This window comes from Nocardioides sp. AX2bis (assembly GCF_902506435.1).
Lineage (GTDB): Bacteria > Actinomycetota > Actinomycetes > Propionibacteriales > Nocardioidaceae > Nocardioides.
The window spans coordinates 2,153,325-2,173,168 of the sequence record NZ_LR733215.1; the positions used below are offsets into that span (position 1 = coordinate 2,153,325).

Below are 19,844 nucleotides of genomic sequence, written 5' to 3' on the forward strand. Positions count from 1 at the left end.
GGTGGACCCGATCCCGGCGGTGGCCCCACCGTGCGGGCCACCGACCCGCAGGAGGACCCCACGATGACCACCGACCTGGCCGGACGCACCGCCGTCGTCACCGGAGCCGCCAGCGGGATCGGGGCCGCCTGCGCCCGGGCCCTCTCCGCGGTGGGGGCCGAGGTCGTGGTCGCCGACGTCGACGGCGACGGCGCCGCCGCGGTCGCCGCCGAGGTGGGCGGGCGGGCCTGGACGGTCGACCTGTCCGACCTCGACGCCCTGGCCGAGGTCAGCCTGGACGCCGACGTGCTGGTCAACAATGCCGGCATCCAGACCGTCAGCCCGTTGCCGGACTTCGAGCCCGCGCGCTTCCGGCTGATCGTCGACCTGATGCTGAACGCCCCGTTCCTGCTGACCCGGGCCGTGCTGCCGGGGATGTACGAGCGCGGGTTCGGTCGGGTGGTCAACCTCAGCAGCGTCCACGGGCTGCGGGCCAGCCCGTACAAGTCGGCCTACGTCTCGGCCAAGCACGGGCTCGAGGGCCTCTCGAAGGTCACCGCGCTCGAGGGCGGCGGGCACGGCGTCACCAGCAACTGCGTGAACCCCGGCTACGTGCGCACCCCGCTGGTCGAGAAGCAGATCGCCGACCAGGCCCGCACTCACGGCATCCCCGAGGACCAGGTCGTGGAGAAGATCATGCTCACCGAGAGCGCCGTGAAGCGCCTGGTCGAGCCCGACGACGTCGCCGACCTGGTCACCTGGCTCTGCGGGGCCTCCGCGGGCATGGTCAACGGCGCGTCCTACACGATGGACGGCGGGTGGACCGCCCGATGAGCGGCGCCACGCCGGCCCCGCGGCTGCGCACGGTCGAGGTCGACGGCGGCCCGATGACCGTGGGGGAGTGGGGGCCCGAGGACGGCACCACGGTGCTGGCGGTGCACGGGATCACCGCCTCGCTGGCCGGCTGGTCGCTGCTGGCGGCCGCCCTGCCGGAGGTCCGCCTCGTCGCCCCGGACCTGCGCGGTCGTGGGCGCAGCAACGCGCTCCCGGGGCCGTACGGCCTGGACCGCCACGCGGGCGACCTCGAGCGGCTGCTCGACGGTCTCGGTCTGGACCGGGTCGCCGTCGTGGGCCACTCGATGGGCGCCTTCGTCGGCGTGCGGCTGGCCGGGCGCGTGCCCGACCGGGTCTCGGCCCTCGTGCTCGTCGACGGCGGCCTCGCGCTGCCCCCGATGCCGGCCCCGGCGCCCGGGGCGAGGCCGGAGGACGTCCTCGGTCCGGCGGCGCAGCGACTGACGATGACCTTCGCCGACCGCGCGGCGTACCACGACTTCTGGCGTGCCCACCCCGCCTTCGCCGGGGCGTGGGGCCCGGCGGTGGAGGCCTATGTCGACCACGACCTGGAGGGGGAGGAGCCGTACCTGACGCCCTCGACGCGGGTCGAGGCGCTGGCCACCGACATCCAGCAGCTGGCCGGCGGTCCCGCCCACGAGGCCGGGTGGACGGCGCTGCGCGAGCGGGGCACGCCGGTGACGTTCCTGCGCGCCCCGCGCGGGCTGATGGACGAGCCGGGTGGCCTCTACCCGCCGGACGCGGCCGCCGGGGTCGCGGACTCGGTCCCGCAGCTGCGTGCGGTCGAGGTCGACGACGTCAACCACTACACCGTGCTGCTGGGCGAGCGCGGCGCGGACGCGGTGGCCACCGCGACCCGCGCCGTGCTCGACCGGTGACCGGGGCGCCGGTCAGGCGCCTCAGATGTCGCGGAACGGCTCGATGTTCGCGCCGAGCTGGTTGAGCCGCTCCGCGAGGTCCTCGTAGCCGCGGGCGATGACGTAGGTGCTGCGCAGCACCGAGGTGCCCTTGGAGGCCAGCATCGCCAGCAGGATCACCACGGCCGGACGCAGCGCCGGCGGGCAGACCAGCTCGGATCCGGTGAAGCTGGTCGGGCCCTCGATCATCACCCGGTGCGGGTCGAGCAGCTTGACGTTGCCGCCGAGCTTGTTGAGGTCGGTCAGGTAGATCGCCCGGTTCTCGTAGACCCAGTCGTGCAGGAAGGTCTGGCCCTCGGCCACCGCCGCGATCACCGCGAAGAACGGCAGGTTGTCGATGTTGAGGCCCGGGAACGGCATCGGGTGGATCTTGTCGAGCGGGGCGTGCAGCGCCGAGGCCTTCGTGGTGAGGTCGACCAGGCGCGTGTGGCCGTTGGCCGCGGGGTACTCCTCGGTGCGGTCGTAGAGGAAGCCCATCTCCTCCAGCAGCGCCAGCTCGATCTCGAGGAACTCGATCGGGCACCGCTCGATGGTGATCTCGGACCTCGTCACGATCGCCGCGGCCAGCAGCGACATGGCCTCGATCGGGTCCTCGCTGGGGGAGTAGTCGACGTCGACGTCGATCGACTCGCAGCCGGTGACCCGCAGCGTGGTGGTGCCGACGCCGTCGATCTGCACGCCGAGGCGCTGCAGGAAGAAGCAGAGGTCCTGGACCATGTAGTTCGACGAGGCGTTGCGGATGACGGTCTCGCCCGGGTGCAGGGCGGCGGCCATCAGGGCGTTCTCGGTGACGGTGTCGCCGCGCTCGGTGAGCACGATCGGGCGGCCCGGCACGATCGCCCGGTCGACGCTGGCGTGGTACGACCCGTCGGTCGCCTTGACCTCGAGCCCGAACGGGCGCAGGGCGGACATGTGGGGCTCGACGGTGCGCGTGCCGAGGTTGCACCCACCGGCGTACGGCAGGTCGAAGCTCTCGGAGCGGTGCAGCAGCGGGCCCAGGAACATGATCACCGAGCGGGTACGACGGGCCGCGGCCTCGTCGATGTGCTCCAGGTCGAGCTCCCGGGGCGGGATGATCTCGAGGTCACCGGAGTCGCCGAGCCAGCGGGTCTGCACGCCGAGGCTGGAGAGCACCTCGAGCAGCCGGTTGACCTCCTCGATCCGGGCGACCTTGCGCAGCGTGGTGCGGCCCCGGTTGAGCAGCGAGGCGCACAGCAGCGCCACCCCGGCGTTCTTGGAGGTCTTGACCGCGATCGTGCCCGAGAGCGTGGTGGGGCCGGTCACCCGCAGGTGCACGGGGCCGCCGCCGAGGGCGACGATCTCGGAGTCGAGGGCCTCGCCGATCCGGGCGAGCATCTCCAGGGAGAGGTTCTGGTGTCCCTTCTCGATCCGGTTGATGGCGCTCTGGCTGGTGGACAGGAGCTCGGCGAGCTGCTGCTGCGTCAGCCCGCGGTGCTGGCGGGCGTCGCGGATCAGGTTGCCGATGCGGCCCTTGTAGTCGAGAGACATGCCGACCACGCTAACTCACATGTGAGATAGGGCAAGACGGCACGCGGGGGTGCGCGTGATCACCCGCGGCGTGGGGTGGCATCGTGGTCGGCATGCGCGCCACGACGATCCACGCCCCCCGCGACATCCGTCTCTCCGAGGTCCCCGACGCCGCGGTCGAGCTCCCGACCGACGCGGTGGTGAGGGTGCTGGCCGGGTGCATCTGCGGCTCCGACCTGTGGCCCTACCGCGGCGAGAACGACATCACCGAGGGCGCCACCATCGGCCACGAGTGCGTGGGCGTGGTCGAGGAGGTCGGCTCCGAGGTCGGCTCGTTCCGGGTCGGCGACGTGGTCGTCGTGCCGTTCTGCCACTGCGACAACACCTGTGCGCACTGCCGGGCCGGCGTGCAGTCGGCGTGCACCAACCTCGGGATGACCCGCAGCGGCCAGGCCGAGCTGGCCCGCGTCACCCAGGCCGACGGCAGCCTGGTCGCCGTGCCCGGCGCCTCCGGCGGCACCGTCGACGAGGAGCTGCTGCCCTCGCTGCTCGCGCTGTCCGACGTGATGCCGACGGGGTGGCACGCCGCGGTCAGCGCCGGCGTCGCGCAGGGCGGTACGGCCGTCGTGGTCGGCGACGGCGCGGTCGGGCTGTGCGGGGTGCTGGCGGCCTCGGTGATGGGTGCGGAGAAGGTGGTCGCGCTCTCGCGCCACCAGCCCCGCCAGGACATCGCCCGCGCCTTCGGTGCGACCCACGTGGTCGCCGGACGCGGGGACGAGGCGCTGGAGGCGGTGCTGGAGATCACCGGCGGCCTCGGCGCCGACGCGGTGCTCGAGTGCGTGGGCACCGACCAGGCGATGCGGACCGCCTTCGACGTGGCCCGACCTGGCTCGACCGTCGGGTTCGTCGGGGTGCCCCACGGCGTCGAGCTGCCGGTCCGCCGGATGTTCTCCAAGAACGTCGGCCTGGCCGGCGGGATGGCGCCCGTGCGCCGCTACCTGCCGCAGCTGCTCGACCTGGTCACCTCCCGCGAGATCGACCCGGGCCTGGTCTTCGACCTGACCCTGCCGCTGGCCGACGTCGCCGAGGGCTACCGCGCGATGGACGAGCGTCGGGCGGTCAAGGTCATGCTGCGGCCCTGACCTCTCGCGGGTCGGGTCAGCCGGAGCCGACGCTGTTCGTCATCGCGCCCAGGGTCGGCCCGCTGAAGCCGGGGAAGACCGAGGCCGTGCTCGCACCGAACCGGGTCGAGACCACCTCGGCGAGCACGCTGCGGTAGTCGGTGGTGACGGTGAGGTCGGAGTAGGCCTGGGTGCCGAGGTCGGGGAACCGGCCGTAGAACCGGCCGCCGCGCACGCCCGCGCCGGCCAGCATCATCATGCTGCCGAACCCGTGGTCCAGGCCGCGGTTCGGGTTCTCCACGATCCGGCGCCCGAACTCGGTCAGCGTCACCAGGGTGACCGTCCCGGCGCGCGGGCCCAGGTCGGTGAAGAAGGCGGCGATCGCCTGGGCCAGCTCGGCGCAGCTGCGCTGCATCAGGCCCGAGTCGACGGTGCCGAGCTGGGCGTGCATGTCCCAGCTGCCGTGGTCGACGGTGAGCACCTCGGTGCCGACGTCCCCGCGGATGATGCGGGCCGCCGTGGCCATGGCGCCCCCGAGGTCGCCGGAGGGGTAGCGGGCACCGTTCTGCGGCCGGGCCGTGGTCTGACGGGCCGGTGCGAAGTCGGCGACGGCCCCGAGCGCCATCTGTGCGGCGCGGCCCAGGGCGTCGTCGCGCCCGCCCCACAGCGTGCGCAGCGACGACTCCCGCTGTCGCGGGTCGCCGCCGCCGGCGACGACGACGCTGTCGACGTCCTCGGTGCTCATCGCGGGGGTCGGGCCGACCAGGCTGGAGGGCAGGGCGCCGGCGTCGAGGTTGACCGCGCGCAGCGGGGTGGTCCGGTCCTCGAGGCCGACCAGCCGGTTCAGCCAGCCGGCGCGGGTGGTCGAGCCGGGGGCGGCGTCCTCGACCTCCTCCATGGCCGAGAAGTGCGACCGGTTGGGAGCCGGCAGCCCGACGGCCTGGACCGCGGCGAGGCGGCCCTGGGCCCACAGACCCTGGAGCGGCTTCAGCGCCGGGTGCCACCCGAAGAACCCGTCGCTGCCCCAGAGCCTCTCCGGCTGCACCCCGATCCTCGGCCGGGCCTTGTAGTAGGCGGGGTCACCGTGCGGGACCACCATCGACAGCCCGTCGGCCGCGCCGCGCAGGGAGAGCACGACCAGGGTGTTGCGGGCGGTGCCGCTGGCGGCCCGCGCGGTCTGCAGGACGGCATCGCCGACCATGGTGGTGGCGGTGGTGGCGGTGGTGGCCCCGACCAGGCCGGCACCGAGGCCGAGCACCCCGCGGCGCGAGAGCCCGGCGTACTCGGGGCAGCCGCAGCCGTCGGCGGCGGGGAGGGGGGAGGTCGTCGTCATGGGGGTCACCGGAGGAAGTGTTCGGGGGAGTCGAGGACGGTCAGCAGCACGCGGGGCATGCCGTAGCGCAGGAGCTTGTGGTCACGGGTGACCTTCTCGGACGGCGAGCTGTCCATCACCTGGCAGCAGGCCCGGACCAGCGCGGGCGTCGCGCGGCGGTGGAGCAGCTGGTTCGCGAGGTGGTCGACCACCTGCTCGAAGGTCGCGGGCAGCCGCGGCAGCCAGGCGCGCTGCCGTCGGTAGGTGATGTCGTCGTTCGGGTAGTAGCCGCCGCCGACGACGTGGTGGATCCGGTACGAGGCGAGCATCCGGGCGGGGTTGCACCAGGCGTCGTTGCCGATCGGTGCGCCGTCGGGTCGGGGCCAGGCCAGGGGCATCAGGCCCATCGACCGGGCCTGCCAGAGGATCGCGTTGGCCGCGGAGGTCTGTCGCGTGGGGCGGGCGATCCGGGTCCGGGTGAGCCGGTAGGTCGCGACCAGGTCCTCGGCGGGGTCGCGGACCTTGCGCCCGGCGGAGGCTGCGAAGTCGGGGGAGTCGACCAGCGCCTGCAGGACGGGCACGACCGCGGTGTCGTGGTCGAGGTAGACCTGGGCCAGCCGGTCGACGAAGGCCTCGGACGGGTCGTCGCGCACGAACTTGACGGCCAGCCGCCGGGCCAGGCGTCGGGCCGTGAGCGGGTGCCGGGCCAGGTGCGCGAGGTAGGCCTCGGTCACCGCGCGCCCGTCCTGGGCCTTGTTGCCGTGCGTGAAGCCGAGGACCGACACCGTGCCGGTGGCGTGGTGGTCGGGGCGGTAGGACGCCGCCCAGGTCGGGCTCGGGTTCCCCTCGATGGTGTCGACCGCCCACCCGGTGAGGATCCGCGCCGAGTCCTTGACCTCGGCCTCGGTGTAGGCGCCCAGGCCGACGGTGTGCAGCTCGAGGAGCTCCCGGCCGAGGTTCTCGTTGGGCTGGCGGGCGGTGGAGCGGGCGTTGTCGAGGTAGACCAGCATCGCCGGGTGCAGGACCGCGGCGCGCAGGATCTCGGCGAACGAGGTGAAGGCCAGCGACCGCAGGGTGTCGCCGTAGCCGCGGCGGTGGACGTACGACGTCTCGCCGCCGATGGTGGGGACGTTGAGCAGCTGCTCCCAGAACTCGGTCATCACCTCACGGACCTGGCGGTCGGCACGGATCCGGCGGCACAGCACGTAGCGCTGGTAGTCGTAGGCGAACTGGTGGCTGGCGCTGTCGCGCCACAACCGGACCGGGTCCCACGACAGGTGGCCCCACCAGCCCTGGCACTCGTCAGCGGCCGGGTCCTCGACGGGGGCGGCGAGCTGCTGGTCGAACCAGGTCCGGGCACCGCCGGCGCGACGGACCTGCGAGGCCAGGGCCGGGGTCAGCCCGTAGGAGAACCGGGCGGCCAGGAGGCGCTGCTCGGGGGCAAGAAGCTTCACGGGGGAGTCATCGGCACGCCGGGGGCCGGTGTTGAGGGCGCGCGACAGGCAGGTGGCGGCGTACCGCGGTGCAGGTCAGGCGGGGTGCGGGCGGGGGACCTCGCGTGCGGGGACGACGCCGTCGGGAGCGGCGGGGAGCGTGAGCCGGAAGACGGTTCCGCCGCTGGGGAGGTGGTCGGCCACGACCGTGCCGCCGTGCCGCTCCACGGTGCTGCGCACGATCGACAGCCCCAGGCCGGTGCCGCGGTAGTCCCCCGCGTGCACCCGGTGGAAGGCGTCGAAGACGGCGTCGAGCTGGTCGTGGGGAACGCCGATGCCGTTGTCGGCGACCTCGACGACGACCACGTCGTCGGTGCGGCGTCCCTCGACGGTGACGACCGGGACCACACCGTCGGCGACGTACTTCACCGCGTTCCCGACGAGGTTGTCCAGCACCTGCCGCAGCTGGCCGGCGTCCCCGGCGACCGGGGGGACCGCCCCGACCTCGATCCGGGGCCGGCCACCGCCGACCGGCTCCTCCGACCAGCGGGCCGCGACGTCGGCGGCGATCGCGCCGAGGTCCACCGCGTCGCGGGCCAGGGTGGCGTCGCGCGCGGTGACGAAGGTGAGCAGGTCGTCGATGAGGTCGTGCATCCCGCTGGTCGCGGTCCCGATCCGGGCCAGCGCGCGTGCTGCGGTCGGCGGCACGGGGTCCTCGCCGGCCAGTGCGGCGACCTGGGTGGCGAGCACCTCCGTCCAGCCCGAGACCGTGCTGAGGGGGCTGACCAGGTCGTGCGCGACGACCCCGGCGAAGGAGGCGAGGCCGTCACGCTCGCGGCGTTCGGCCGTGACGTCGTGGTAGACGACGAGGGTGGCCCGCCGGCCGCCGCCGACGCTGACCGCGGTGGCCCGGACCTCCAGACGCCGGGACTCGCCACCGTCGGCGGGGACCACGACGAGGTCCTGGGGCTCCGAGACGCTGTCGGGGTGGTCGGCGGCGCGCTCGGACTGGGTGCGCAGCAGGGCCTCGATGCTCGTCTCCTTGCCGTCGGGGCGCAGCACCTTCATCCGGCGGTGGTCGACGTGGGTCCCGACCGCGGCCGCGCCGCCCCCGGTCAGCCTCACACCGGCGTCGTTGCGCAGCAGCACCGTGCCGTCGTCGGCGACGAGCAGGACACCCTCCGCCATCGCCCCGAGCACCCGGGACAGCGTCTCGGCCTGGTCCGCAGCGCCCGATCGGGCGGCGACGAGGTCCGCGTTGAGCCGACGACGCTCGGCGGCGTCGAGGGCCAGCACCATGGTCAGCGCGACCACGAAGGCCACCCAGAGCTGGGTGACCGAGGCGGCGTCGCGGGCCGGGCCCAGCGGCACGAAGCCACCCAGGCCGAGGACCGCCGAGACCACGACCGCGCTCGCGAGGAGGACGGCGTGCACGTTGGCCCCCAACGGGCTGAGCCGCAGCCCCGCCCAGACGCTGGTCGCCAGCACCAGGAACGCCAGGGGCAGCCGGTCCTGGGTGGTGAGGACCACCACCACCAGCCCCGCGGTGACGGAGTAGAGCGCCAGCAGCTCGACCGGGCTGTCGCGGACGGTCCCCAGGGGCCGGTCGGACGTCGCGGCTCGCGCGGCGATCGGTGTCGCGCGCCGGGCGCGGCGCAGCAGCCACCGGTCGCGGGCGAGCAGCACGACCGGGACGATCGCGATGACGCCGGCCAGGTTGCGGACGGCGAGCTCGAGCCCGGGAGCCGGGTCGCCGCGCAGCAGCGGCTCCCAGGTGATCTCGAAGGCCACCAGGGCCGAGAGCAGGCACGACGACACCCCGGCGACCAGCACGAACGCCACGTCCCGGCCGGCGCGCAGGGTGGGGCCGTCGTCGGCCGAGCGTGGGCCGCGGAGCCGGGGTGCGACGAGGCCGAGCACGCCGGAGAAGACCAGGCCGAGCGACACCGCGACCAGGCCGAGGTCCCGGGAGAGCGGCCAGGTGGCGCCGGTGGCGAGGTTGACGCTCGCGGCAGCGAGGAAGAGCACGGCCCCGTCGACGACCAGGGAGCGTCGCCAGCCGAGCACCGCGAACCACACCGCGATCACGCCGTTGGCCGGCCAGATCAGCGCCAGCGACTCGCCCTCGGGCACGGTGAGCCGGCCCAGGTAGGCGAAGACCAGGAAGCCCAGCGCGCCGGCGGCGGTGACGGCCCACCGACCGGCGCCCCCTCGTGGTGGCCAGGCCGTGCGGGAGGGGTCCCCGCCCGGCCCGGTCCGCGGGGACGTCGGGGGAACCGGTGGCACGGCCGCCGCGGGTCCTCCGGCGGCGTACGCCGGTGCCGGCCGGTCTGGGTCGGAGGCGACGGGCCCGTCCGCGCCGCGCCCCAGCGGCGCCGGCCCCGGCGTCGGGTCCGCGCGGGCGCGACGGCGCGGGCGGGCACTGAGGATCGTCATGGACTGCCTGTCGCTGGGGGGTGGTTCCACGGCGTCGGGACGGCCACATCATGGCTCACCGGTGGTCCTCCCGACCAGGGTCGCCTGGCACTCGTGGTGCGCGCCCCGGGTGAGGCGACCCCGGGGGGAGGGCGGTAGGACAGGGGGATGAAGACACGACACCTCGGCAACGACTCCGTCGGCCACGTCCAGGTGGGCGCGATCGGGCTGGGTCTGATGACCTTCGACCAGTCCGGGGCAGCCCCCCGCCAGCAGCTGCTCGACACGATCCGCACCGCGCTCGACCGCGGGGTGACCCTCTTCGACACCGCCGACGCCTACGGCCACGGTGACGCGGGCGCCGGCGCCCAGGGGCAGAACGAGTCCCTCGTCGCGGGCCTGCTCGACGAGCTCGGGGTGCGCGACCAGGTCCTGCTGGCCACCAAGGGCGGGCACGTGCGTACGGAGGGCGGCGACTGGGGTCTGGACTCCTCGGCCGAGCACCTCCGCTCGGCCGTCGACGCGAGCCTGCAGCGCCTCGGCGTCGACCAGATCGCCCTGTGGCAGCACCACCGTCCCGACCCGGAGGTGCCCTACGAGGAGGTCGTGGGCACGCTGCGGGAGATCCACGAGTCGGGCAAGGTCGCGATGGTCGGGCTGTCCAACGCCGACCCCGAGCAGATCCGGCTGGCGCACGAGGTCCTGGGGGACGCCCTGGTGAGCGTGCAGAACCAGTTCTCGCCCAAGTTCCGCAGCAGCCGGCCCGAGATCACCGTCTGCGAGGAGCTCGGCCTGGCCTTCCTGCCGTGGAGCCCGCTCGGCGGGCTCAACGACGCCAAGGAGCTGGCGCAGAAGCACCCCGCGTTCGCCGAGGTCGCCGAGGAGCGCGGGGCGAGCGCGCAGCAGGTGGCGCTGGCCTGGTCGTTGGCGCAGTCGGACTGCGTGATCCCGATCCCGGGGGCCAAGCGGCCCCAGTCGGTGGAGAGCTCGGCCGCGGCGGCCGACCTCGAGCTGAGCACCGACGAGCTGCGGCGCCTCGACGCCGACTGAGCGGCCGCAGCAACGGGTCGTGTGCCTGAGCCCGGTCCTGGGGCCGTGCTCAGGCACACGACTGCCGGTGGCGGTCAGACGACCGCCAGCACCTCGCCGTGCAGCAGGGAGAGCCAGCCGTCCGGGTCCGCCGCCCAGGTCCGCCAGCCGGCGGCGACCCGCTCGAGGTCGTCGCGGGTGGCCCGGCCCTCCGAGACCAGCTGGTCCGCCAGCGCCGAGGTGGTGATCCGGTCGGCCCAGAGACCGCCCCACCAGGCGCGGTCGTCCGGGGTCGCGAAGCACCACGTGGCGGAGGACGGGCGTAGGTCGGTGAAGCCGGCCGCGCGGGCCCACGACAGCAGCCGGCGGCCCGCGTCCGGCTCGCCGCCGTTGGCGCGGGCCGCGTCGCGGTAGAGGTCCAGCCACGCGTCGAGCTCGGGCACGCGGGGCCACCAGGTGAAGGCGGAGTAGTCGCTGTCGCGCACCGCGACCAGGCCGCCGGGCCGCGTGACGCGGCGCATCTCGCGCAGGGCCTGCACCGGGTCGGCGACGTGCTGAAGGACCTGGTGGGCGTGGACGACGTCGACGCTGTCGTCGGGCAGGTCGAGGGCGTGGACGTCGCCGACGACCAGCTCGACCCCGGTGACGCCCTGCGACGCCAGCTCACGGCGGGTCAGGTCGAGCGCGCCCTCGCCGACCTCGAGCGCGGTGACCCGTCCCGGGGCCACCGCGCGGGCCAGGTCGGCGGTGATCGTGCCGGGCCCGCTGCCCACGTCGAGCAGGTGCAGGTCGGGACGGCGCGCGGCCAGCTCCGCCAGCGCGGGGAGCAGGTAACCCGCGGAGTTCTCCGCGGTGCGCCACCGGTGCGAGCGCAGGACGGACTCGTGGTGGCCGTGGGTGTAGACGTGCTCCGGGGTCATGGGTCGAGGCTAGGACGGCGGGTCGGGACCGCCGGGTCCCGTCTCACTAGGCTGGGACGGTGAGCAGCACCGCGGACGACGCCCCCACCATCCACGCCACCGAGGTGGGCGACAGCGGCCCGCGGGTCGTCTTCCTGCACGGGCTCTTCGGGCAGGGCCGCAACTTCACGCAGGCCGCGAAGGCGCTCGTGCCGGACCTGCGCTCGGTGCTGGTCGACCTGCCCAACCACGGCCGCTCGGCGTGGACCGAGGAGGCCGACTACGTCGTGGTCGCCGAGGTGGTCGCCACCTGGCTGCGGACGACGTACGGCGGGGAGCCGGTGCACCTCGTCGGGCACTCGATGGGGGGCAAGGTGGCGATGGTCCTGGCGCTCGCGCACCCCGACCTCGTCGACCGCCTGGTCGTCGTCGACATCTCCCCGGCCACCAGCGACGGCGCCGGCGAGTTCGAGCACCTGCTGGGGGCGCTGGCCGGGGTGGACCTCACGATGCTCGAGCGGCGTGGCGACGCCGACGAGCAGCTGCGCGGCACGATCAACGACGAGCGGGTCCGTGGCTTCCTCCTGCAGAACCTGCGCTCCGGGTCCGGGGACAGCGGCTTCCGGTGGCAGGCCAACCTCGACCTGCTGCGCCGCGAGCTGGCCGACATCGGCGGCTTCCCCGACCTCGACTCGACCTTCGACCACCCGGTGCTGTGGATGGCGGGGGAGCGGTCTCGCTACGTGCTGCCCGAGCACGAGCCGGCGATGCGGCGGCTCTTCCCCCGCACCACCCTGGTCACGATCAAGGGCGCCGGGCACTGGGTGCACTCGGAGAAGCCGGAGGCGTTCGTCTCGGCGCTGCGGGTGTTCCTCACCGCCGCTGACCGCTGAGGCGGGGCCAGGGCTGCAGCACCGGTGCCAGGTCGACCCGGAACCGGCCGGACCCGCCAGGACGTGCGCCAGCACCACGATGGTCGAGGAGCGAGCGCAGCGAGCGTCACGAGACCCAGCACCACGATGGTCGAGGAGCGAGCGCAGCGAGCGTCACGAGACCCTGCGCCACCTCATGCAGTTCGGCTTTTGCCTAATGGTGTTAGGCTGATCGGCATGGAGCGAGTGGGGCTGACGACACGCCGGGTGGCCGAGGCCGGGGCGGAGCTTGCCGACGAGGTGGGTTTCGACCGGGTCACCGTCTCCGACTTGGCCCGACGGCTCGGGGTGGCGACCCCGAGTCTGTACTCCCACGTCGCGGGCTCCGCCGACCTCCGCACGCAGATCGCGCTGCTGGCGCTGGAGGAGATGGCCGACCGGTCGGCGGAGGCGCTGGCAGGCAGGTCGGGCCGGGAGGCGCTGGCTGCGCTGGGCGGCAGCTACCGGGGGTACGCCCGCGAGCACCCCGGGCGGTACGCCGCGGCACGCCTGCCGATGGACACCGCCACGGCCGTTGCCAGCGCGGGCCCCCGGCACGCCGCGATGACACGGGCGCTGCTGCGCGGCTACGACCTGAAGGAGCCCGACGCGACCCACGCCGTACGCCTGCTCGGCAGCCTGTTCCACGGGTGGAGCAGCCTGGAGCTCGCCGGTGGGTTCGACCACAGCGCGCCGGACGCCGCCACCAGCTGGGAGCGCGTCGTCGACGCGCTGGACCACCTGCTGCGGACCTGGCCGGGGGAGGGGCGGTCATGACGGACCGGACGTGGGTGACGACGCCGGTCACCGCCGAGCTGCTGCGCGGGGCGCTCGAGGTCGAGCAGACGCCGCGCGGCCTGCTCCCGCACCGGCTGCCGGCGCGGGCCCGGGCGCAGTGCGCGGACCCGCAGCTGGCGCTGGCCGAGAGCCAGCCGGCCGGCGTACGCCTGGCGCTGCGGACGACCGCCTCGGTCCTCGAGCTCGACACCGTGCCGACCAAGCGCGTCTACACCGGCCTGCCACCGCGTCCGGACGGCGTCTACGACGTCGTCGTCGACGGGGGCCTGGTCGCGCAGGGGAGCGTGACCGGCGGCGACGTCCTGGAGATCGACATGAGGACGGGGCAGGTTGCGCTCCGGGAAGGACCTGCCGGGACGCTGCGCGTCGACGGGCTCGGGCCGGGGGAGAAGGACGTCGAGATCTGGCTGCCGCACGACGAGACGACGATCGTGTCGACGCTGTGCTCCGACGCCGCGGTGTCGCCCTCGCCGCCGTCCGGGCGCCGGACCTGGCTGCACCACGGCAGCTCGATCAGCCACGGGTCGAACGCGACCAGCCCCACGGGGACCTGGCCGGTCGTCGCAGCACGGCTCGGCGGCGCCGAGCTGGTGAACCTCGGGCTCGGCGGCAGCGCGCTGCTGGACCCGTTCACCGCGCGAGCGATGCGGGACACCCCGGCCGACCTGGTCAGCGTGAAGCTCGGGATCAACGTCGTGAACCTCGACCTGATGCGCCGGCGGGCGTTCGGGCCGGCCGTGCACGGGTTCCTGGACACGATCCGCGACGGGCACCCCGACGTGCCGCTGGTGGTGGTGACGCCGGTGCTGGCGCCGATGCACGAGGACACCCCGGGCCCGGCGGCGCCCGACCCGGCCGCCTTCGCGGAGGGTCGCGCGGGGTTCCTCGCCACCGGCGACCCGGCCGACGTCGCGTCGGGACGGCTCACGCTGCGGGTCGTGCGGGAGGAGCTGGCGGCGGTCGTCGCCCAGCGGCAGGCCGAGGACCCGCACCTGCACCTGGTGAGCGGGCTGGACCTCTACGGCGCGGGCGACCACGACCTGATGCCGCTGGCCGACGGGCTGCACCCGGGCCCGGAGGCACACCGCTCGATCGGCGAACGGTTCGCGGAGCAGGTCTTCGGCGACGGCGGTGCGTTCACACCCTGAGGCCCGGGGTCGGTACGGTCCGGCGATGCGCATCGTGCTGCTCGGCGACAGCCACCTGGCCCGGATCACCGACGACCTCGACCGGCTCGGCGACGACGTCGTCAATGCCGCGGTGGGCGGATCGGTCGCAGCCGACGTGCTCGCGCAGGCCCAGTCGGTCGGGGTGGGCCCGCGCGACGTCGCCGTGGTCTCGGTCGGCACCAACGACGCCGCACCGTGGAACGAGGTGGACCCGGACGACTTCCGGGTGCAGCTGGAGCGGCTGGTCGAGTCGGTGCAGCCGTACCGGTGGGTGCACGTCGCGCCGCCAGGGGTCGACGAGCTGCGGATGGAGCCCGAGATGGACGGGGCCAACGGGCTGCTCGCGCGCTACCAGCGGGTCGGGGGAGTCGTCCTCGGGGAGGCCGGCGCCGAGCTGGTCGACACCCCGCGGGTGATCGCCCGGCTGGGGTCGGAGGCGTTCGTCGACGACGGGGTGCACCTGTCGGCGGCGGGGTACGCGCTGCTGGTGCCGGCGATCGCTGACGCGGTCGAGGATGCGGCCGGCTGAGCCGGTGACGTGAGATGCCTGCACGTTATGTCACGGGTGGTGGTCGCGATGGTCGATGAAGAGTGGAGGGCCGGTCGGTGAGCGAGGTCGTCTTCACCGCGGCCGCGGCGGTGCTCGTCGTCGGCGCCGTGCTGGTGCTGGTCGCCCAGCACCGCAGGGCCCGGGAGGAGCACACCGACCCGCCGGTAGAAGTCAGCGGACGCGTACGCGCCATCCAGGTCGGTCTGTTCCTGGCGTGGTTCGTGATCCTGGCGGTCGATGCCGTGCGAGACGGTCGGGAGGTCGGCGCGGTCGTGGCCAGTGTCGGCGCCGTCGTGGCTGCTGTCGTCTTGGTCCGGATCCACCAGAGGAAGAACGTGCCAGACGCCTGGGTCGACCCCGATCCACATAGTGCCGATAAGTGACATTATGTCAGATAGAGTCAGCCCGGCACCCTCGTGGGCCCCGACCGTGAATGACAACGGTGTCGTACTCAGGCTCCGGTCGGAGCGTCGTCCGGCGTCGATCGCCAGGGCCGCCCCGCACTGGTCCGTAGGTAGGCAGAGACGACCAGAGCCATCAGCAGCCCCTGAAGAATCAGCGACTCGGCCGCGCGCCACGCGATCTCGCCGTCGGCGACCGAGAGATAGATCGTCCATGCGACGGTCGCGGCCACGATGAACACCCACGCCACCAGCAGTGACCGCCAGAAAGCCACGTGGTCGCGGTCCTGCCGCGAGCCCACCATGTACGCGATGACCGCGTAGACCATCGCGCTGCCGACGAACGACACCGCGCCGCGCCAACCGTTTCGTGAGGGCCTCGAGGTTCAGCAAGACCACGACCACCCAGAGCCCGATGGCCCACCGGTGGCGGTTGCGCACGAACGACTCCACAGCGCGCTCTACGTACGGCTCAACGACCGATGATGTCGTCACGACGTACGCCAAGCACCGTGCGGCAAGGCCACGTTGGGTGGCCCGTGATTCGCCTCGATCATGGGCTCGACCGCTGCCGAGTGACAGCTCAGCATCGCTTTCGCCAGGTCACCGAGTAGCCGGTAGTGACCGAGAAGGTCTTACCGTCCACCTCGTACTCGATCCGGACGCCCGAGAGGTCGGCTGAGTCCGGGTCATCCCCGGAGCGAAGGAGAATGACGAGGTTGGCCTGCGAGTTCGGGTCGATTCTCCCGAGAGGTTCGAAAGCCTGCTTCTGCAAGCGCTCGGCGGAGGGCCATCCCAGCAGTGTGCCCACCAGAGTGTTTCTCGGTGGGCCCTGATAGCTGTCTCTGATCTCGAGGTTCCGGGCGTCGACGAGCGACACGTCCTTGATCTGCACGACTGAATCAGATTCGTTGTAGAGCACCTCGCTTCCGTGCACGACATCACTGTCGGTCTCGAAGGCGGGCAGGCACCACTCGCCGCTGCCCTGCGTGACTCCCAGGGGACCCGAATCGGCGTCGCTCAGCGTGCCGACTGTGGAGCATGCGGCCAGGAGGACGGTGAGGACCAAGCCCACGGCCACGTCCCTGGACCGGAGGGCGGCTCTCCGCGACATTCCTGGTCCCCCGCCTGGAATCCGATGCTCTTCACCCGGGTGTCCGAGGAGCGTTGGCGCATTCCTACTAGACGCTGCCTCCTGGAGTTTGCAGAGCTCGCGCCATTCCTCGGCGGTTTGCTTGGCTGCGGCCGGGAGCCGGTGCGGAGGCCCCTGGATCCACGTGGCGCAGGTCACCCACGAACGGTGTGACGACCGTGCGTGAGCACACGACTAACCAGTGTTCGAAGCAGTCACCGCATTGATTCAAGGAGGAATCACCATGGGTATCGCAGACAAGGCCAAGAACGCCGCGCAGGACGCACTCGGCAAGGCCAAGGAGGTTGCCGGCGACGTGACCGACAACGACAAGCTCAAGGCCGAGGGCAAGTCCGACCAGACCAAGGCGTCGGCGAAGAAGACCGGCGAGGACGTCAAGGACGTCTTCAAGAACTGACGCATCGCGGGCTCCGGCCCGCATCCGCACGACCCGTCCTGGACCTGCCGGGGCGGGTCGTCGTCATCTCGACTGCTCTGGCACCAGGTCGTCGTCAGGCGGTCGTCAGCAGGCAGAACGGGTGGCCCGCCGGGTCGGCCAGGACGAAGAGCGCCTCGTCGGGGTCGTCGGACCGGTCCAGCAGGACGGCCGCCCCGAGGTCGACGGCCCGGTCCTTGTGCCGTTCCAGCTCCGCACGGCTGCTCACGGAGAAGTCCAGGTGCAGCTGCATCGGCACCTTGTGACCCGGCCACGTCGGTCGCGCCAGCGGCTCGTCGACACGCTGCACGGCGACCGTACGACGTCCGTCGTCGTCAACGAGCACGAGCCAGCTGTCGTCGTCGGCTCCCCCGTCGGTCGGCGGCTCGTCCCCGGGTCGGTAGTGCCACCCCATCAGCTCGCGGTAGAACTCGGCCAGGCCGCGGGCGTCGTTGGTGTCCAGGGCGGTGTGCATCAGGTGCGGGTGCTCCACCGTCCCGTTCTACCCCACGTCCCGGCGGGTCGCGTGACCTGGAGCACACGACGTGGGATGAAGGGTCCATGCGCATCACGAAAGCGGCCGTCGCCGCGACCCTGGTCCTCGGCGTGGCCGCCCCGCTCGGCCTCGCCTCCCCCGTCCACGCCGCCACGGAGGTGGTGGTCGACCCGGCCGGCGACGCCGGTGGTCCTCAGCGCCTCGACGTCACACGCGCCGCGGTGCGCAATGACGACCGTCTCCTCGTGGCGCGGGTCAGCCTCGCTGAGGACCGGAGGGGAGACGTCATCGTGAGCGTCGACCCCCGTGGCGACTCGGGTCTGCGGCTCGTCGCCACCAAGAAGACTGACGGCTCGGTCCGCGAGCAGATCCTCCCCGGAGCGTTCACCGACGGCGGCGACGTCGACGGGCCCACTCCGTGCCGCGGCCTGCGCGTTCGCTGGGCTGAGGACGTCGCCCGGTTGGCCATGCCCTCGGCGTGCCTGCACGACGGCGACTACGGGGCGGTCCGGTTCTCGGTCCTCACCGAGAATGGAGCCGACTCCGACGTCGCCCCCGACCGTGGCACCTCGGGCTGGATCCCCCGCGGCTGAGCTCAACCGCCCCAGATCATGACGAGCCGCCGTGCTGCGCCATGATTGCCGCGGATCACTGCGAACAGTTCGCAGTGATCCGCGGCATTGTCAGAAGTGGTCGGGTCGCGACTGCAGGAACTCCCGCAGGTACGGGATCGTGAACCGCAGGTAGCCGCGCCGGCTCGGCTCGACCAACCCGGCGACGATCAGTCGGGCGCGGTAGCGGGAGACGTACCCGTGGTCCCGGCCCATCCTGCGCTCGACGTCGGCGATCGAGGACTCCCCCGTGTCGTCCTGGGCCATCGCCCACACGAACGCCCGGTCGCCCTCGGAGAGGTCGTTGATCGCGGGCTCGTGCAGCGCGAACCCGGCCTCGCGGACGGCGGCGGCGACCCCGGCGCGTACGTGGTCGGCCGTGATCGTCGGGGCCGCGGGGTCCTGCCGCCAGACCTGGTCGCCGATGACCTGGACGAGGTACGGGTAGCCGTGCGTGGCCAGCGCCATCGCCGCCACCTCGGCCTCGGCGACCTCGCGACCCGCCTGCAGGATCGGCACCCGGAGCGCCTCCTCGGCGGCGACCGGAGTGAGCGGCTCGAGGACGAAGCGACGGGCGCGGCGCAGGAAGGTCGAGACGTCGGAGGCCAGCAGGTCCTGGACCGCGGCCGGCAGCCCGGCGGCGGCGAAGGCGACCGGGCGCTCCTCGCGGAACGCGTGCTGGACCACGGCGCAGAGCTGGGCGACGTCGGCGCGACCGTCCCGGGCATGGACCTCGTCGAGCGTCACCAGGATGCCCGTGCCGTGCTCGTCGAGCACGTCGGTCAGCGCGTTGAGCTGGCGGCGCAGTCCGCCGGGACCGGCCTCGGCCGGGAGGTCGAACTCCAGCCCGCCCAGCCCGGAGGGCAGTGAGAACCCGCGGACGCGGCGGCGCGAGGACGGCGCTTGGCGCATCAGGTCGGCCAGCTCGGGCAGACCGTCCTGCGTGAGCCGGTCGAGGAGCCCGGCCGTGGCTGTCTCGGACACGACCAGCCAGCCCCGCTCACGCGCGAGCGCCTCGGCCTCGTTCAGCACGACGGTCTTGCCGATGCCGCGGTTGCCGGTCAGCAGCGCCGCCCGCCCCGCGGCACCGGGGCCGGCGTCGAGCGCGTCGCCGAGCTCGGCCAGGATCGCGTCGCGACCCGAGACCAGGGGCGGGCTGGTGCCGAAGGACGGGCGGAACGGGCTACGGGTGGGCGGCACCCCATCCATAGTTCATCATCTTTCATCAAGCGTCTAGTGCTTCATCAATCTTCATCATGCGGGGTGGGCGAGCCGCTCCCCGGCCTCCACCCGTGCCTCGACCGTGTTGCCCGGCGGGGCCAGGGGGCACTGCCAGCGGGGGTCGTACCGGCACGACGGGTGGTAGGCGAAGTTCAGGTCGAGCACGACCTCGTCGCCGTGCCCGCCGAGCCACGCGCCCTTGGCGGTGTCCAGGAGATAGCGGCCGCCGCCGTACGACTCCCGTCCCGCCGTGCCGTCGCGCAGCGGTACGAAGAGTCCCCCGCCGTACTGCGCCAGGCTCCACACGTCGAGGCTCGCCCCGACCGGGTCCGGCAGCTCGACGACCCCGCTCCGGCGCAGCTCGAGCGTGCCGTCCTCCCCCACCACGACCGGTCGCGTCTCGGCGGGCGCCGGTCGGACCGGGACCGAGAAGCGGTACGCCGGGTCGTAGTCGAACCACGGCAGACCGGTCTCGCGCAGCGGGTCGTCAGCCGGCAGCGGCGACTGCGGATGGGTGCGGAACAGGTCGTCGCGAGCCGCCTTCCAGGTGGCGTGACCCCCGGCCGGGTCCCCCGAGGCCGCGGCGGCGCGGGCGAGTGCGAAGGCCGCGTCCATCCGCTGGCGCCAGTCGACGAGCTCGAGGTGGTCGGCTGCGGAGGGCGGCGTGGTCACGT

At 73.3% G+C, this 19,844-nt stretch carries 21 protein-coding genes; 11 read left to right on the forward strand and 10 right to left on the reverse strand.

Going from position 1 to position 19,844, the window contains the following annotated elements:
• Window positions 1-63: 63 nt before the first annotated feature.
• Both GV155_RS10300 and GV155_RS10305 read left to right on the forward strand, forming a co-directional pair.
• A complete protein-coding gene (locus GV155_RS10300; RefSeq protein ID WP_160007674.1) occupies window positions 64-813 on the forward strand; it encodes a 3-hydroxybutyrate dehydrogenase in 750 nt (249 codons plus the stop codon).
• Window positions 810-1,709 carry an alpha/beta fold hydrolase gene (locus GV155_RS10305; protein WP_160007676.1) on the forward strand — a complete coding sequence of 300 codons (900 nt, stop codon included), beginning with the start codon at window positions 810-812 and terminating at the stop codon, window positions 1,707-1,709. The genes GV155_RS10300 and GV155_RS10305 overlap by 4 nt, the downstream gene beginning before the upstream one ends.
• A gap of 21 nt (window positions 1,710-1,730) precedes the next feature.
• Here the strand turns inward: GV155_RS10305 and GV155_RS10310 are convergent, their stop codons facing one another.
• Entirely contained in the window at window positions 1,731-3,257 is a 1,527-nt protein-coding gene (locus GV155_RS10310; RefSeq protein WP_160007678.1) for a helix-turn-helix domain-containing protein, read from the reverse strand.
• Window positions 3,258-3,349: 92 nt separating this feature from the next.
• Between GV155_RS10310 and GV155_RS10315 the strand changes: the two genes are divergently transcribed.
• The gene (locus GV155_RS10315; RefSeq protein ID WP_160007680.1) at window positions 3,350-4,378 is read left to right on the forward strand and encodes a zinc-dependent alcohol dehydrogenase family protein; all 1,029 of its coding nucleotides are present in this window, start codon (window positions 3,350-3,352) and stop codon (window positions 4,376-4,378) included.
• Window positions 4,379-4,394: 16 nt separating this feature from the next.
• Here the strand turns inward: GV155_RS10315 and GV155_RS10320 are convergent, their stop codons facing one another.
• The 3 genes from GV155_RS10320 to GV155_RS10330 form a co-directional block, all read right to left on the reverse strand.
• Window positions 4,395-5,690, reverse strand: coding sequence for a DUF1501 domain-containing protein (locus GV155_RS10320; RefSeq protein WP_160007682.1), 1,296 nt, complete (start codon window positions 5,688-5,690; stop codon window positions 4,395-4,397).
• A 5-nt stretch (window positions 5,691-5,695) separates the two neighbouring features.
• Window positions 5,696-7,123: a DUF1800 domain-containing protein gene (locus tag GV155_RS10325; RefSeq protein ID WP_160007684.1), complete on the reverse strand. Its 1,428-nt coding sequence runs from the start codon at window positions 7,121-7,123 to the stop codon at window positions 5,696-5,698.
• A gap of 75 nt (window positions 7,124-7,198) precedes the next feature.
• A complete protein-coding gene (locus GV155_RS10330) occupies window positions 7,199-9,538 on the reverse strand; it encodes an ATP-binding protein (protein ID WP_160007686.1) in 2,340 nt (779 codons plus the stop codon).
• Between the two features lie 147 nt (window positions 9,539-9,685).
• Here GV155_RS10330 and GV155_RS10335 point away from each other — a divergent pair, with 147 nt between their 5' ends.
• On the forward strand, window positions 9,686-10,567 hold the full coding sequence (locus GV155_RS10335; protein WP_160007688.1) for an aldo/keto reductase: 882 nt from the start codon (window positions 9,686-9,688) through the stop codon (window positions 10,565-10,567).
• Window positions 10,568-10,641: 74 nt separating this feature from the next.
• On the opposite strand, the gene GV155_RS10340 is transcribed toward GV155_RS10335, so the two are convergent.
• On the reverse strand, window positions 10,642-11,466 hold the full coding sequence (locus GV155_RS10340; protein ID WP_160007690.1) for a methyltransferase domain-containing protein: 825 nt from the start codon (window positions 11,464-11,466) through the stop codon (window positions 10,642-10,644).
• A gap of 59 nt (window positions 11,467-11,525) precedes the next feature.
• Between GV155_RS10340 and GV155_RS10345 the strand changes: the two genes are divergently transcribed.
• From GV155_RS10345 to GV155_RS10365, 5 genes are all read left to right on the forward strand, one after another.
• Window positions 11,526-12,338: an alpha/beta fold hydrolase gene (locus GV155_RS10345; RefSeq protein WP_160007692.1), complete on the forward strand. Its 813-nt coding sequence runs from the start codon at window positions 11,526-11,528 to the stop codon at window positions 12,336-12,338.
• A gap of 216 nt (window positions 12,339-12,554) precedes the next feature.
• A complete protein-coding gene (locus GV155_RS10350; protein ID WP_160007694.1) occupies window positions 12,555-13,133 on the forward strand; it encodes a TetR/AcrR family transcriptional regulator in 579 nt (192 codons plus the stop codon).
• A complete protein-coding gene (locus GV155_RS10355; RefSeq protein ID WP_160007696.1) occupies window positions 13,130-14,302 on the forward strand; it encodes a GDSL-type esterase/lipase family protein in 1,173 nt (390 codons plus the stop codon). Before GV155_RS10350 ends, GV155_RS10355 begins: the two co-directional genes overlap by 4 nt.
• Before the next feature lie 25 nt (window positions 14,303-14,327).
• On the forward strand, window positions 14,328-14,852 hold the full coding sequence (locus tag GV155_RS10360; RefSeq protein WP_160007698.1) for an SGNH/GDSL hydrolase family protein: 525 nt from the start codon (window positions 14,328-14,330) through the stop codon (window positions 14,850-14,852).
• A 77-nt stretch (window positions 14,853-14,929) separates the two neighbouring features.
• Window positions 14,930-15,256, forward strand: coding sequence for a hypothetical protein (locus GV155_RS10365; protein ID WP_160007700.1), 327 nt, complete (start codon window positions 14,930-14,932; stop codon window positions 15,254-15,256).
• A gap of 68 nt (window positions 15,257-15,324) precedes the next feature.
• Here GV155_RS10365 and GV155_RS10370 read toward each other — a convergent pair whose 3' ends face one another.
• Window positions 15,325-15,624, reverse strand: a complete 300-nt coding sequence (locus GV155_RS10370; protein WP_160007702.1) for a hypothetical protein — start codon at window positions 15,622-15,624, stop codon at window positions 15,325-15,327.
• A 233-nt stretch (window positions 15,625-15,857) separates the two neighbouring features.
• Window positions 15,858-16,355 (reverse strand): hypothetical protein, encoded by a 498-nt coding sequence (locus tag GV155_RS10375; protein WP_160007704.1) that lies wholly within the window; start codon window positions 16,353-16,355, stop codon window positions 15,858-15,860.
• A gap of 295 nt (window positions 16,356-16,650) precedes the next feature.
• Between GV155_RS10375 and GV155_RS10380 the strand changes: the two genes are divergently transcribed.
• Complete coding sequence (locus GV155_RS10380; protein WP_160007706.1) at window positions 16,651-16,824, forward strand: CsbD family protein; 174 nt, start codon at window positions 16,651-16,653, stop codon at window positions 16,822-16,824.
• Window positions 16,825-16,918: 94 nt separating this feature from the next.
• Here the strand turns inward: GV155_RS10380 and GV155_RS10385 are convergent, their stop codons facing one another.
• Window positions 16,919-17,335: a VOC family protein gene (locus tag GV155_RS10385; protein ID WP_236554246.1), complete on the reverse strand. Its 417-nt coding sequence runs from the start codon at window positions 17,333-17,335 to the stop codon at window positions 16,919-16,921.
• 68 nt (window positions 17,336-17,403) lie between these two features.
• Here GV155_RS10385 and GV155_RS10390 point away from each other — a divergent pair, with 68 nt between their 5' ends.
• Window positions 17,404-17,931 carry a hypothetical protein gene (locus GV155_RS10390; protein ID WP_160007708.1) on the forward strand — a complete coding sequence of 176 codons (528 nt, stop codon included), beginning with the start codon at window positions 17,404-17,406 and terminating at the stop codon, window positions 17,929-17,931.
• Window positions 17,932-18,021: 90 nt separating this feature from the next.
• On the opposite strand, the gene GV155_RS10395 is transcribed toward GV155_RS10390, so the two are convergent.
• Window positions 18,022-19,149, reverse strand: coding sequence for an ATP-binding protein (locus GV155_RS10395; RefSeq protein WP_201300134.1), 1,128 nt, complete (start codon window positions 19,147-19,149; stop codon window positions 18,022-18,024).
• A 54-nt stretch (window positions 19,150-19,203) separates the two neighbouring features.
• Window positions 19,204-19,842: a DUF1684 domain-containing protein gene (locus GV155_RS10400; RefSeq protein WP_201300135.1), complete on the reverse strand. Its 639-nt coding sequence runs from the start codon at window positions 19,840-19,842 to the stop codon at window positions 19,204-19,206.
• Window positions 19,843-19,844 lie beyond the last annotated feature (2 nt).

Bases quoted from the DNA above. Each gene is read 5' to 3' on its own strand.
- GV155_RS10300 (WP_160007674.1), top strand. From the start codon at position 64: ATGACCACCGACCTGGCCGGACGCACCGCCGTCGTCACCGGAGCCGCC.
- GV155_RS10305 (WP_160007676.1), top strand. From the start codon at position 810: ATGAGCGGCGCCACGCCGGCCCCGCGGCTGCGCACGGTCGAGGTCGAC.
- GV155_RS10310 (WP_160007678.1), bottom strand. From the start codon at position 3,257: ATGTCTCTCGACTACAAGGGCCGCATCGGCAACCTGATCCGCGACGCC.
- GV155_RS10315 (WP_160007680.1), top strand. From the start codon at position 3,350: ATGCGCGCCACGACGATCCACGCCCCCCGCGACATCCGTCTCTCCGAG.
- GV155_RS10320 (WP_160007682.1), bottom strand. From the start codon at position 5,690: ATGACGACGACCTCCCCCCTCCCCGCCGCCGACGGCTGCGGCTGCCCC.
- GV155_RS10330 (WP_160007686.1), bottom strand. From the start codon at position 9,538: ATGACGATCCTCAGTGCCCGCCCGCGCCGTCGCGCCCGCGCGGACCCG.
- GV155_RS10335 (WP_160007688.1), top strand. From the start codon at position 9,686: ATGAAGACACGACACCTCGGCAACGACTCCGTCGGCCACGTCCAGGTG.
- GV155_RS10340 (WP_160007690.1), bottom strand. From the start codon at position 11,466: ATGACCCCGGAGCACGTCTACACCCACGGCCACCACGAGTCCGTCCTG.
- GV155_RS10350 (WP_160007694.1), top strand. From the start codon at position 12,555: ATGGAGCGAGTGGGGCTGACGACACGCCGGGTGGCCGAGGCCGGGGCG.
- GV155_RS10355 (WP_160007696.1), top strand. From the start codon at position 13,130: ATGACGGACCGGACGTGGGTGACGACGCCGGTCACCGCCGAGCTGCTG.
- GV155_RS10360 (WP_160007698.1), top strand. From the start codon at position 14,328: ATGCGCATCGTGCTGCTCGGCGACAGCCACCTGGCCCGGATCACCGAC.
- GV155_RS10380 (WP_160007706.1), top strand. From the start codon at position 16,651: ATGGGTATCGCAGACAAGGCCAAGAACGCCGCGCAGGACGCACTCGGC.
- GV155_RS10390 (WP_160007708.1), top strand. From the start codon at position 17,404: ATGCGCATCACGAAAGCGGCCGTCGCCGCGACCCTGGTCCTCGGCGTG.